Consider the following 12,619-nt stretch of genomic DNA (forward strand, 5'->3'; position numbering starts at 1 on the left):
TTTAGCCACTGCTGATTTTGCCGCTGGATAGCTAGCTATTGATAGGCCGGGGCAGGCCATTTTTACTGTCCAGCGCAGCGGAGACTTCATCCTGTGCGACCTCAGGGGCCGCGATAAAGTGCTCTATGGCCGGTGATAGCACCAAAGGGGCCCCATTTTCAAGCTCCTCTTCGGTACGGGAGAGCGGGGAGTGTACCTCCAGCCAGCGCCGCCCATCCGGTTCTATGGCCACCTTGACCGGTTGATTGATAACCCGCACCGGTGTGCCGACAGGCACCATCTTGAACAGCGCCTCGATATCGTCCGGCCGCAAGCGGATGCAGCCAGCGCTCACCCGCAGACCTACGCCAAAATCCTTGTTGGTGCCGTGGATCAGGTAGTCGCGCTTGCCGTAGCCAAGGCGCATGGCGAACTTGCCGAGGGGATTTTCCGGGCCGGGGGGCACCACGGCGGGCAGGGTGATCCCTTTTTGCTCCAGCCAGGATTTGCGCACCATGGGGCCGGGCACCCAGGTCGGGTCGGGATTTTTCTCGATGACGGTGGTGGTCATCTCCGGCGTTTCGCGGCCAATGTCACCGATCCCGATGGGCAGCACGATCACCTCGCTCTTGCCTTTGGGGAAGTAGTAGAGACGCAGCTCGGGCAGATTGATGACGATCCCCTCGCGCGGCACATCGGGCAACAGCATCTGGGTGGGCAGCGTCAAGCGGGTGCCCGGCTTGGGTAAATAGGGGTCTACGCCGGGATTTGCCTCAAGCAGCGCCAAAAAACCAACCTGGGTATGTTTGCCAACCAGCTCCAGATGCTCATCCTGCTGGATGATGTAATCCTCCAGTTCGCCCACGAGGCGGCTTTCTGGCGGCGGCAGCGGGTAGCGCTTGGCCTGCACCGGTGCGGCGCAGAGCATGGTCGCAGCCAGCAGCAGGGTAAGCGCAGGCTGTATGGAGAGGGGCATGAGTTTTGGCAATCGCATAGGGTGATCCATCAGTTCAATCGGGGCGGAAAATCATCAAAGCAGCCGCCAGGATGGCGCGATTGTTCCTCAATCAGCCCATGATTACCAGCCTGCTGCGCGCCCTGAAGCGCTTGGGGATAGATAAGAAACCGGCCAAAATCGGCCTCTCCCGCATCTCTGGCTGCCAAGCAGGAAAAACAGATACAAGATTGCGACCTGATGAATAAGTGCGGCGAAAGAGCGGTATGTTGAGGAAGTCCATCTAAACGCCGCCAGCAGGGTGAGTAGAGCGTTCGCGTGCATTCACCTTGAATGGGAAACGGTGCTCATCGGATGGGAGGGGCGAGCTTGAGCCTGTAAATAATTCTGTGTAACTGCCCACTCCATTACAGGTGACCGTTCAGGCGATCACCGAACTCGATAATAAAGCGATTCAGGGCCGGCTTCCAATTCTGGATCGGCATGGTCCATTTCTTGGAGGCCTGCTGTATCGCGAGAAACGCCACTTTGAGCGCCGACTCATCGGTCGGGAAGAGCTTCCGTTGTTTGGTCGCTTTGCGCAGCACGCTGTTCAGTGACTCGATCGCATTGGTGGTGTAGATCACCTTCCGGATCGCGGGGGGATAATCGAACAGCGTGATCAGATTAACCCAGTGACTCTGCCAGGAACGCGCTATCTGCGGGTACTGGCTATCCCAGCGTTCGCCGAAGGCCGCCAGCGCCTGCTTAGCCTCACGCTCCGTCGCAGACTGGTAGATCTGCTTCAGTTCAGCCGTCACCGCCTTGTAGTCCTTCCAGGAGACGTAGCGCAACGAGTTGCGGACCATGTGGACGATACACAGTTGCACCTTGGTTTGAGGATATTCCACGGCAATGGCATCAGGGAAGCCCTTGAGACCATCCACACACGCGATCAGGATGTCTTCCAGGCCGCGGTTCTTCAGCTCGGTCAGGACCGACAGCCAGAACTTTGCCCCTTCGGTCTCGGCCAGCCACAGGCCCAACAGCTCCTTGTGCCCCTCCATATTGATGCCCAGTGCCAGATAGAGCGACTTGTTGATCACCCGCTGGTTCGCGCGGATCTTCAGCACAATGCAGTCCAGATAGACGATGGGATAGAGCGGATCCAGCGGCCGGTTTTGCCATTCGTGGACCTGCTCGATGACGCGTTCGGTCACCTTCGATACCAGCCCCGCCGAGATGTCGGCGTCATACATCTCTTTGAACGCGTCCACTATATCCCGCGTACTCAAGCCCTTGGCGTAGAGGGCGAGGATCTGGTCGTCCATCTGGGTCAGGCGTGACTGCCCCTTGCGGACAAACTGAGGCTCGAAGGAGGCGTTACGGTCACGAGGCGCCTGGATGGTGACCTCTCCATGGTGGCCTTTTAGGCGCTTGGTGGAATAGCCATTGCGATTGTTGCCGGTCCCGCGGCCTTGTGGGGCGTGTTTCTCGTAGCCCAGATGCTCGTCCATCTCGGCATTGAGCGCGGTCTCCACGGTGAGCTTGATCAGCTGTTGGGTGAGTGTGCCGAGATCTTTTTCAGATTTGATGTCTTTGGCCAGCTCAGCGGCCAGTGCTTTGAGTTTGTCTTGGTCCATTTGCTTACCCACGAAGGTATCCTTTTGAAAAAGTTACTTATTCGTGGGCGGTTACACAATTGGATTTACAGGCTCGCGAGCTTGTCTATTCCAAGCGGCCTGTCACAGTGACCAGCGCGTGCCGCATTGTGAGCCTGCTCCCAGATATCTTATTTAGCCATTTGATATATATCATATTTTGTTGCTATCCCGTCCTGGCTTGAGTCAAAATCTGCTCCATGGAGAGATGCCGGAGTGGCCGAACGGGATTGACTCGAAATCAATTGTGGCAGCAATGCCACCCAGGGTTCGAATCCCTGTTTCTCCGCCATATACCAAGCCCAGCCTGTTGAACAGGCTGGGTTTTTTGTTGGTGAGCAATGGTTTTTCCAGGCTGATAGTCAGTGCAAACAGCACAGTTTGTACTTCTTGCCACTGCCGCAGGGGCTCGGATTGTTACGGCCGGCGTTGAGGGGCTAATCTCAGGTTGTGGGCGCTGCGCGGGCTCACAAAGTTACGCCAGAAAATAAGCGTACAGGATGCGGGCGGCAAAGTGGCTTGGGTACAGATAGGTATGGCTGAGCACTGCCCAACGATAGTCAGAGGGAACGCGTTTTGTGCCTCTCTGGTTGATCCTGCTCTCCACCCCAAATCGCGGGGGAGACCGCGGCTCGGCATGTGGCGTCGCGGGTCAAAGAGCACTGCTGCTCAACAAATATCACATATCGGAATGGTCGCTAAACAAAATATTATAAACATCAAAAAGTTTGATATGCTGGCCCCATTGATAATTATTAATAATCGAATTGACAGGAAAGCACATTCTTATGGCAACCATTAATGATATCTGCAAAATAACGGGATTTTCCAAGGCAACCGTATCACGAGCCATTAATGAAACTGGTCAGGTCAAGGAGTCAACTCGTGAGATTATCCATGCAGCCATGCAGCAACTCAATTTTCGTCCAAATGCGTTGGCTCAGGCGTTAGCAAATAAGAGTGGTAATAGTATTGGTTTGGTTTTATCTGATTTTGACGGCGCTTATTTTGGCCATTTATTGAAAAATGCTGCCTTGGTTGCTGAACAAACCAATAAGCAGCTGATCGTGACTGATGGCCACAATGAACCAGAACGAGAAAAACAGGCTATTTATTCACTGGTAGATCGCCGCTGTAGTGTATTGATCGTGTATACCCGTCATATGACTGAAAGTGATATGTTGGCCATTCAGCAAGAAATTGGACTACCAATCATTTTTATCGGGCGAGCGCTGCCTTCCCATTGTGGTTATTCGATGTGCTTTGATAATGAACACGCAACCAAACAAGCAATGAGTCATCTGCTCTCTCTTGGCCACACCAAGATTGCCTATTTTGGCCCCCCAGCGGTCACGCCAACAGGCATTGTTCGAATGAACACTTATCGGAAAATGTTATTGGAATGGGGCATTGAGTATCAAGCACACTGGTACCAATGCAGCAGCTATAACATCGCGGAGGGTTATCGTGCTGCAAAGCAATATCTCACGAAAGGGGGTGGTTGTAGTGCGCTCTTTGCAGCGAGTGATTCGATTGCGTTCGGGGCTATGCAAGCATTTCGCGAGGCAGGGCTATTGCTACCTGGCGACATGTCGATCGCCAGCATCGATGATGAAGATCTGTCTGCTTATGTGTCCCCTTCATTGACAAGCTACCGTTTCCCGCTTACTGACATGGTTCATCATGCCATGGCGATCGCACTCAAATTGATGGATGGGAATGATGTACCCTTCGAGTCTAAGGTGTTTCAGGGGGAGTTAAAAATCAGAGCGTCAGGGATTACTTGCATCACGCAATCCTGATGTGATCAACGTCTGCGCACAGCGCCAGGGAGTGCCCATACGCACTTCCTGGAGCTCAACATCCTCATGATACACCGCCCTGGCCCCGTTATTTCGTAGCCGCATCTGTCGGTGCCAAAGCCATGATACAAGCCCCCTCAGGCGCAGCTGCACCTAAGCTCTGACACATCCTATGAATGCGGTGGACAATTATTTATTGTGAGTTGTAGCACAAAACTGGAACCGGTTTCTGTAACCGGTTCCAGTTTTCTTTATAGTCATCATCAAGGTAATTGAACACTACATTTAAACTTAAGTATGTTGAGGACTATGTCATGAACAAAAAAATCTATCTGTTTTGTGCCGCAGGCATGTCTACTTCTTTATTGGTCAATAAGATGCGTGAGCAGGCAGCCAAGCATTCAGTGCCGGTCGATATTGAAGCTTTCCCCGAATCTCAATCCAATGAAAAAGGTGTTGACGCTGACGTTATTCTACTGGGCCCTCAGGTAGGTTATATGTGTCAAGATATCGCAGCGCGTTTTCCCCATAAGCCAGTAGCGGTGATTGATACTGGTATGTATGGCCGGGTTGACGGCTTGAGTGTATTGAAAGTTGCTATAGCAGAAATCAAAAAAGCAGCCAAGCCTGCGTAAGCTATAGCTCTCATAATTAAATCAATCCATTCCAATTTATTATATAAATGAACTTTTCCTAATTATATTAGGCAGGTCATTGTTGCACATTGGAAATTTATTATAGCAACAATCTTGACGTTAATTATGTTGGCTTTCCTGTTAGTGATAAAAAGTATTTTTATTTAAATTATTAGGGGTACGTATGAATTTCGACGATCTCAACCTGGATGATATAAAAGAAGATGGTTCAGAGTTTCAGTCAATGGATCTAGAAGAGCAGGTAATGGGGATCATTATCAACTCTGGTGAAGCTCGTAGCTGTTCTTACAAAGCTTTGGCATTTGCCAAGCAGGGGGACTTTTCTCAGGCCGATGCCAAAATGGAAGAGGCTCGTCTCGCTGCCAATGCTGCCCATCTGGTACAGACGCAATTGATTGAAGCTGATATGGGAGAGGGAAAAACCCCGATGACACTGATCATGGTCCATGCCCAAGATCACCTGATGACATCGATGTTAGCCCGTGAGTTGGTCAAAGAGTTGATCGATCTTCACAAGAAAATTTCCAATTAATCGGAGTATTATCAATGAAGTTTGCACATGATTTTCTGATGGGCGCAGCCAGTGCATCTTACCAAGTGGAAGGTGCTTGGAATGAAGATGGCAAAGGCATGACTAACTGGGATGAGTTTTCCAAGATCCCGGGGAAAACGTTTGAAGGGACGAATGGTGATGTCGCGGTTGATCACTATCATCGCTACAAAGAAGATGTCGCGTTGATGGCCGAAATGGGACTGGAGTCCTATCGCTTCTCCATTTCATGGGCCCGTATTTTCCCAAATGGTGATGGCGAAATTAATCAGAAGGGGATTGAGTTTTACAACAACTTGATCGATGAGTGCCTGAAATATGGCATTGTGCCCTTTATCACGCTTTATCACTGGGATCATCCACTGACCCTGGAGAAAGAAGGTGGTTGGTTGAGTCAGCGCACCGTCAATGCATTTGTTAACTATGCCAAAGTATGCTTCGAAGCCTTTGGTGATCGTGTAAAGCACTTCATTACTATCAATGAAACGATAGTGTTTTGTTCTCTTGGTTATATGGCTGGCGCTCACCCACCAGGAATCAAGAATGATCCGAAGAAGTACTTCCAGGCTGTTCACAACGTTTTTTATGCTCATGCCAAGGCTGTCCTGCTATATAAATCCATGAATCTGTATGGCGAAATTGGTATCAGTAATGTATTTGGTCCTTCTTTCGGTGTTGATGAAAGTGAGGATAGCCAAAAAGCGGCATATCATGCCAATGCGTATGCTACCCATCTTTACTTCGACCCGATTTTGAAAGGTGAATATCCGGCTTATGTTATGGATGCACTGAAAGCCAGTGGTTTCCATCCAGAGCAGACAGCAGAAGAGTTAGAAACCATCAAGTTGGCTGCTAGCTTGAATGACTTTATGGGAATTAATTATTATCAGCCGAGCCGGGTAGAATTGATAAAAGGGTCGCTGGAACAGCGCGAAGTGACTAGAGAAAACTCGACTGGTGCGCCAGGGAATCCAAGTTTTGATGGTTTCTTCCGCACGGTGAAGATGGATGATAAACGCTATACCAAATGGGATTGGGAAATTTCACCAGAGGGCTTTGTTGCTGGTTTGCACATGCTCAAAGAGCGTTATGGTCAAGTCAAGATTTATATTACCGAGAATGGTCTTGGCGATGAAGATCCGATTGTGGAAAATGAAATTTGTGATGTCCCACGCATCAACTATATCAGCGAACATTTAACTGCACTGAAACAAGCAATCAGTGATGGTGTTAACGTCAAAGGATACTTTGCCTGGTCTGTGATTGATCTGTTGAGCTGGCTCAACGGCTATAAAAAACAATATGGATTTATTTATGTCGATCACAAAAACAACTATCAACGAAAGAAAAAAATGTCTTTCCACTGGTTCAGTTCGGTGATTAAAAATCGTGGGGAAGATCTCTAATGAGTAATTTTAACCAAAAAATACAAGCCGTCATGCCCTATGTTATGGGGTTTGTAAACTCCAAACCGGTCAAGGCAATTAAGGATGGCTTTCTTTATACCATGCCTTTGACCATTATTGGCTCGGTATTCCTGCTGCTGGCATTTATTCCTATCCCTGGGTATGGCGAACTGATGGCCAGCATCTTTGGTGACAACTGGCAGGGGCCATTGTGGCAAGTAGTAGGTGCCACCTTTGATATTCTGGCTCTTATCGGAGTATTCGGTATCGCTTATAGCTGGGTTCAGAATGAAGGTTATCAGGGGGTCAGTGCAGGCATTTTTGCCATCGTAGCCATGCTGATCCTCAACGATAATTTCATTCTCGCGGCGGATGGTGCCACCTTGGGTGGGGTGATTCCTAAGGCCTATATGGGCGGCAAGGGAATGATCGTTGCCATCTTTGTCGGCATCACAGTGGGCTGGATTTATAGCTGGTGCATGAAGAAGAACCTGACCATCAAGATGCCGGATGGCGTTCCGCAGGGCGTGGCGAATGCGTTTACCGCACTGATCCCGGGAGCATTGATAATCCTGAGTGCCTGCTTCACTTGGATTTTCTTTAAGTTCTCATTCGACAAAACCGTGGTGGTGGTGTTGTACGATCTGCTGCAGATACCATTGCAAGGTTTGTCAGACTCTCTGGGTGGTGTCATCGTTGTTGCCCTGCTGATCTCTTTGCTGTGGTGGTGTGGTGTACATGGTTCTGCCATTGTGATGGGGATCATGGGGCCGATCGTGACGGCGAACGCGCTGCAAAACCAGGAGTTGCTGATCAAGGGAGAGCAGTTGATTGCCGGGGAAAACGCCAAGATTGTCACTAACCAGTTCATCGATCAGTATGTGACGTTTGGTGGTGCAGGTCTGACCCTTGGTTTGGTTGTGTGTATGCTGATGTTTGCAAAGTCCACACAATATAGGGACTTGGGTAAAATAGCGATCATGCCAGGGTTGTTCAATATTAACGAACCGGTGATATTTGCCTTTCCCATCGTATTTAACCCACTGATGTTGATCCCATTTTTGGGTGCCCCGATTATCTCTGTACTGATGGTTTATTTTTCTCTCTCTGCAGGTCTGGTGGAGCCTTTCACTGCGATTACCGTACCTTGGACCACGCCGATGATCATCAGTGGCTTCATTGTCGGTGGTTGGAAAGCCGCGCTGCTCCAAATAAGCGTATTTTTAATGACGATCTGTGTGTACTACCCATTTATGAAAGCGCAGGACAACATCGCTTGTAAAAATGAAGGTGAGTCAACAGAGACTTTTGACGAAGATGATGCATTGTCACTGCAACTGTGACGATATTATGGCAGGGTGTTAAATTTTAGAAACGCCCTGCCATAAACAGGATATACATAATAAATTAACAAATATCCAAATCAGTACAGATATTTAACTGATCACTTTTTATTTGTTAGGTGACTTTTATTCAGTTCAGTTAATAAATTGAGCAGCAATAATTTTCCGGTTAGTTTGGCACCTTCTTAAATAATAATTAAATTAACATGGAGTTATAATGAAAAAGTTTAACTTGTTGTATACCGCTGTCGCCGTGGCTGCAGTGATGAGTTCCGCATCTGTTTTTGCAAACAGCAATGATGATATTGAAGCGCTGAAACTGCGTCTTCAAGAGTTGGAAACAAAGGTCAACACAGAAACCAAATATAAAGATGACCAGCAGCCAGCAACATTGACCAGTGAGACAAAAGTTCCGGAAGGAATTGTATTTTCTGGTTATGCCCGTTACGGCGCACATTATCAAAACAATGATAAAGAGCGGGTGAGCAGTTTTGGTAGCTTGAGTGGCAATGCAACTGGTCGCTTGGGTAATGAAGGTAATGGTGGGGAGTTTCAGCTTGCTAAAGCCTTTAAAAACGACAGCGGTGCTATCTGGGATTTAGTCTTGATGCTGGATCAGTGGTCTGATGGCTCCTGGGCAACCGATGGTGGCGTCAATGTAAAAAAAATGTATGCTGGTGTAACTAATGTTTTTGAGTCGCAGCCAGATCTATATATTTGGGCTGGTCGAGATTTTCATCAGAGACCACAGACAGATCTTAATGACTATTTTTGGATGACCCATGATAGCCAAGGGACTGGTTTCAAAAATTTGACCTTGGGGGGGATCAAATTTGATTTTTCTGGTGTCGGACAAGTTAATGACGATATGGTGGAAGACAATGGTCGCTACGCCCTGACCAGTAAAGTCCATGGTATTAAGTTAGGGGATGCTGATCTTAGCTTTTATGCAAACTATGGTACTACCTCAGAGAAGTTGGACGAGGTTGATAAAGCTAAACTGGCGAACTCTGCTTATCAGATTGCAAGTGAAGCGGTATGGGCTGGCCAAAAGTTTGTTATTCGTTATTCACACAATGCGCTAAATAGTGTGTTTGATTTGGCTGACAATCAAGATGCCTTGCTGTTCAGCTTGGATGGTGCCATTCCCTTGACAGAGCGGGCCAATATTCAATATTTGACCTCTTATCAAAAACTTGATTTAGACAAGAGTGACGAGAGCCGCAAAAACTATAGCCTGATCCTGCGCCCTACTTACCAGTGGAACGATGTCCATTCAACTTGGTTAGAGGGTGGTTATAGCGTCGTCGATTATGATGATATCGATGCGACTAACACTTCCTGGAAAACCACACTGTCACAAAACATCGCCATCGGTGGCGAAACCTGGTCTCGCCCCATGTTGCGCTTCTACGCCACAGTCGGTAATGCAGATAATGAATACACCGGTCGTGATGACAAGGGTAAGTTGAATGGTGCATCTGACGATGACACAGTGACCTTTGGCGCCATGTTTGAAGCATGGTGGTAAGTCTAGGCTAATATTTCATGCCGGTCTTAGGCTGTCATGCTTTTCGTGTTGCAGGTGTTTTTATCCTATCAAAAATAAATCCATGATGATGTTGTCAATATCAGATTGCTTCTAAAGTAGATGAAAATGTGAGTGGTATCATCATTTAAAATACAATTCTAGATCAGAATGAAGGATTAAAGGTATTTCTCATGAATAAAAAACTCAAAGTGGTAACCATTGGTGGTGGTAGTAGCTATACTCCGGAGCTGGTTGAGGGATTTATTAAAAGGCATGCAGAGCTCCCTATTAGTGAACTCTGGTTGGTTGATATTCCTGATGGTGAAAAAAAGCAAAATATAATATTTGATCTATGCCAGCGAATGATTGTTAAATCAGGCTTGCCGATTACCCTTCATAAGACACTCAATCGCCGTGAGGCCTTGGTCGGTGCAGATTTTGTGACTACTCAGTTGCGGGTTGGCCTGCTCAAAGCACGAGAAAAAGATGAACGCATTCCATTAAGCCATGGTTTGCTTGGGCAGGAAACAAATGGTGCGGGTGGTTTGTTTAAAGGATTACGAACAATTCCAATCATCTTTGATATTATCAAAGATGTCGAAGACATTTGTCCAGATGCATGGATTATTAACTTCACGAATCCAGCGGGAATGGTCACTGAAGCTGTTGCACGTCATACCAATTTCAAAAAATTTATTGGGGTATGCAATGTCCCCATTGGCATGAAAATGTTTGTGCAAAAGTCGCTACAGTTAACCGACAAAGATGAGCTGTCTCTTGACTTGTTTGGTTTGAATCATTTTGTTTTTATAAAAGATGCCTTCGTTAATGGTGAGTCGCGTTTCAATGAGCTGTTTGAATATGTGCTGGAAGGTGCACAAAATGAATCTGGCTCAGTAAAAAACATCTTTGACATTCCCTTCGAAGCCGATTTTTTGCGTGGTTTACGTTTATTGCCTTGCCCCTACCATCGTTACTATTTTAAAGAAAAAGAAATGTTAAGTATTGAGATGGGTGAGTATTACAAAGGGGAAACCAGGGCGCAGGTCGTGCAACGGGTAGAAAAAGATTTGTTCACGTTGTATCAGGACCCACATCTTAATCACAAGCCGAAAGAACTTGAAATGCGGGGTGGCGCATACTATTCAGATGCAGCATGTGAAGTGATCAGCGCTATTTACAATGATCGCCACAGCGAGCATTATGTGATTGTCCCCCATCATGGTCAGATCAAAAATATCCCTGCTGACTGGACTGTCGAGATGACCTGCCGGATCGGTCGTGATGGTGCGAAACCTGACCCACGTCTTAACCAGTTTGATGAAAAAGTACTCGGTCTGATCCATGGTATTAAAGCGTTTGAAATTGCCGCAGCCAAGGCTGCTGTGACCGGTAGCTTCAATGATTTACTGGTTGCTATGAATATCAACCCACTAGTACATTCTGATGATGATGCGAGAAAGGTGGCAACCGAGTTGTTATTGGCACATAAAAAATATTTGCCGCAGTTCGCTGAGACCATTTCTGAACTGGATTAAGATAATAAATATCATCTAACATTAGCTGGTTGCTGTGATATCAGCAACCACTTATCGTCTATTGAGTATGGATCCATTATGTCTAATTATATATCCTTCGATATTGGTGGTACAGCCGTGAAATATGGTGTGATAGATAATCGCGGAACCATTTACGAAAAAGGATTATTCTCAACTCCGGATAGTTTAGATGGGTTGCTAGATGCAATGAAACAGATATTGTCAACCTATCAAGAACAATATATTCCGGTTGCAATCACCTTAAGTATTCCTGGGGCAGTCAATGAAGAGTCTGGCTTTATTGGTGGCATCACTGCGCTAAAATATATCCATGGTTTTAATATTAAGGCGAAGTTCTCTGAGGTACTTGGTTTGCCCGTTGGGATGGCCAATGACGCTAACTGCGCTGTGCTATCAGAAGGTTGGATTGGTGCAGCGAAAGACGTTAAATCATATGCCTGTGTTGTTATTGGCACCGGTGTAGGTGGTGGTGTAGTGGTCAATGGCCAGTTAGTGAGTGGCGCTACTCAGCATGGTGGTGAATTCGGTTACTGGATTATGGATCCATTTAGTCGGGCCAACTGGAGTGATCTTGGCTCAACGCGAATATTATTGCGCAAAGCGGCATGGGCACTTGGTGTCGATACGATTAAGGGGGAGGATTTTTTTGCCTTGGTAGAAAATGGCCATCCCTTGATGGCATCTTTACTTGATGAATTTTGCTTTATCAATGCGTTAGGAATTTACAACATCAAGCATGCGATTGATCCTGACCTCATTATGGTCGGTGGTGGAATTAGCAGCCAACCTAAAGTAATTGAGGGGATTAATAATCAATTAAAAATATTACTGAGTCGTGGTAGAAACATGGAGTTTGAGGTTGTTGCATGTCATCATAGAAATGATGCCAATCTCATTGGTGCAGTTTATAACATGCTACTTAAAAGGTAGCGGCGCAATCTGACAAGTGGCATACAGTGAAGGTGCCTCTTGCATGCTTTACAGAGCAAGGGATGCTTTACCAGAAGATGAATTCCCCCTTCTTGATGTGCTCGGAGGAAGCAGTGGAATTCGATGTGGGTACAATCAGATTCGTGCCAAATAGTGATGGCTTGCCAGCAGATGCAGTGACCTGCCCTGGCGCTTAAGCCCAGTCTCCTATGAGTCAAATTTGGCTTGACCGGGTAATCCCTCCTCGTTATCTGGGGACCCCCACTGG

The 12,619-nt window shown here is 47.2% G+C and carries 11 protein-coding genes, 1 tRNA gene and 2 pseudogenes; 11 read left to right on the forward strand and 3 right to left on the reverse strand.

What is annotated here, in order from left to right; translation table 11 throughout:
- Positions 1–31 precede the first annotated feature (31 nt).
- Positions 32–973, reverse strand: coding sequence for a L,D-transpeptidase family protein (locus tag ACY8FN_RS10560; RefSeq protein WP_463099977.1), 942 nt, complete (start codon positions 971–973; stop codon positions 32–34).
- Positions 974–1,026: 53 nt separating this feature from the next.
- Here ACY8FN_RS10560 and ACY8FN_RS10565 point away from each other — a divergent pair, with 53 nt between their 5' ends.
- Complete coding sequence (locus ACY8FN_RS10565; protein ID WP_463099978.1) at positions 1,027–1,182, forward strand: hypothetical protein; 156 nt, start codon at positions 1,027–1,029, stop codon at positions 1,180–1,182.
- 159 nt (positions 1,183–1,341) lie between these two features.
- Here the strand turns inward: ACY8FN_RS10565 and ACY8FN_RS10570 are convergent, their stop codons facing one another.
- The gene (locus ACY8FN_RS10570; protein WP_463099048.1) at positions 1,342–2,556 is read right to left on the reverse strand and encodes an IS256-like element ISAs3 family transposase; all 1,215 of its coding nucleotides are present in this window, start codon (positions 2,554–2,556) and stop codon (positions 1,342–1,344) included.
- Between the two features lie 220 nt (positions 2,557–2,776).
- On the opposite strand from ACY8FN_RS10570, the gene ACY8FN_RS10575 reads away from it, so the two are divergent.
- A tRNA-Ser gene (locus ACY8FN_RS10575) sits at positions 2,777–2,866 on the forward strand.
- Positions 2,867–2,936: 70 nt separating this feature from the next.
- On the opposite strand, the pseudogene ACY8FN_RS10580 reads toward ACY8FN_RS10575, so the two are convergent.
- Positions 2,937–2,981, reverse strand: a pseudogene (locus tag ACY8FN_RS10580) (SEC-C metal-binding domain-containing protein); the annotation flags it as partial.
- Between the two features lie 381 nt (positions 2,982–3,362).
- Between ACY8FN_RS10580 and ACY8FN_RS10585 the strand changes: the two are divergent.
- The 9 genes and pseudogenes from ACY8FN_RS10585 to ACY8FN_RS10625 form a co-directional block, all read left to right on the forward strand.
- A complete protein-coding gene (locus ACY8FN_RS10585; RefSeq protein WP_463099979.1) occupies positions 3,363–4,376 on the forward strand; it encodes a LacI family DNA-binding transcriptional regulator in 1,014 nt (337 codons plus the stop codon).
- 314 nt (positions 4,377–4,690) lie between these two features.
- Positions 4,691–5,011: a PTS sugar transporter subunit IIB gene (locus ACY8FN_RS10590; protein WP_463099980.1), complete on the forward strand. Its 321-nt coding sequence runs from the start codon at positions 4,691–4,693 to the stop codon at positions 5,009–5,011.
- Between the two features lie 184 nt (positions 5,012–5,195).
- A complete protein-coding gene (gene chbA / locus ACY8FN_RS10595; RefSeq protein WP_463099981.1) occupies positions 5,196–5,564 on the forward strand; it encodes a PTS N,N'-diacetylchitobiose transporter subunit IIA in 369 nt (122 codons plus the stop codon).
- A 14-nt stretch (positions 5,565–5,578) separates the two neighbouring features.
- Entirely contained in the window at positions 5,579–6,988 is a 1,410-nt protein-coding gene (locus ACY8FN_RS10600) for a glycoside hydrolase family 1 protein (RefSeq protein ID WP_463099982.1), read from the forward strand.
- The gene (locus ACY8FN_RS10605) at positions 6,988–8,331 is read left to right on the forward strand and encodes a PTS sugar transporter subunit IIC (protein WP_463099983.1); all 1,344 of its coding nucleotides are present in this window, start codon (positions 6,988–6,990) and stop codon (positions 8,329–8,331) included. Before ACY8FN_RS10600 ends, ACY8FN_RS10605 begins: the two co-directional genes overlap by 1 nt.
- Positions 8,332–8,548: 217 nt before the next feature.
- Entirely contained in the window at positions 8,549–9,862 is a 1,314-nt protein-coding gene (locus ACY8FN_RS10610) for a carbohydrate porin (RefSeq protein WP_463099984.1), read from the forward strand.
- Between the two features lie 191 nt (positions 9,863–10,053).
- Entirely contained in the window at positions 10,054–11,400 is a 1,347-nt protein-coding gene (locus ACY8FN_RS10615; protein WP_463099985.1) for a 6-phospho-beta-glucosidase, read from the forward strand.
- A 78-nt stretch (positions 11,401–11,478) separates the two neighbouring features.
- On the forward strand, positions 11,479–12,351 hold the full coding sequence (locus tag ACY8FN_RS10620) for an ROK family protein (protein ID WP_463099986.1): 873 nt from the start codon (positions 11,479–11,481) through the stop codon (positions 12,349–12,351).
- Between the two features lie 14 nt (positions 12,352–12,365).
- A pseudogene (locus tag ACY8FN_RS10625) lies at positions 12,366–12,548 on the forward strand (putative glycoside hydrolase); the annotation flags it as partial.
- Positions 12,549–12,619 lie beyond the last annotated feature (71 nt).

This window comes from Aeromonas sp. 160P, assembly GCF_055193095.1.

Bases quoted from the DNA above. Each gene is read 5' to 3' on its own strand.
- ACY8FN_RS10560 (WP_463099977.1), bottom strand. From the start codon at position 973: ATGCGATTGCCAAAACTCATGCCCCTCTCCATACAGCCTGCGCTTACC.
- ACY8FN_RS10565 (WP_463099978.1), top strand. From the start codon at position 1,027: ATGGCGCGATTGTTCCTCAATCAGCCCATGATTACCAGCCTGCTGCGC.
- ACY8FN_RS10570 (WP_463099048.1), bottom strand. From the start codon at position 2,556: ATGGACCAAGACAAACTCAAAGCACTGGCCGCTGAGCTGGCCAAAGAC.
- ACY8FN_RS10585 (WP_463099979.1), top strand. From the start codon at position 3,363: ATGGCAACCATTAATGATATCTGCAAAATAACGGGATTTTCCAAGGCA.
- ACY8FN_RS10590 (WP_463099980.1), top strand. From the start codon at position 4,691: ATGAACAAAAAAATCTATCTGTTTTGTGCCGCAGGCATGTCTACTTCT.
- chbA (WP_463099981.1), top strand. From the start codon at position 5,196: ATGAATTTCGACGATCTCAACCTGGATGATATAAAAGAAGATGGTTCA.
- ACY8FN_RS10600 (WP_463099982.1), top strand. From the start codon at position 5,579: ATGAAGTTTGCACATGATTTTCTGATGGGCGCAGCCAGTGCATCTTAC.
- ACY8FN_RS10605 (WP_463099983.1), top strand. From the start codon at position 6,988: ATGAGTAATTTTAACCAAAAAATACAAGCCGTCATGCCCTATGTTATG.
- ACY8FN_RS10610 (WP_463099984.1), top strand. From the start codon at position 8,549: ATGAAAAAGTTTAACTTGTTGTATACCGCTGTCGCCGTGGCTGCAGTG.
- ACY8FN_RS10615 (WP_463099985.1), top strand. From the start codon at position 10,054: ATGAATAAAAAACTCAAAGTGGTAACCATTGGTGGTGGTAGTAGCTAT.
- ACY8FN_RS10620 (WP_463099986.1), top strand. From the start codon at position 11,479: ATGTCTAATTATATATCCTTCGATATTGGTGGTACAGCCGTGAAATAT.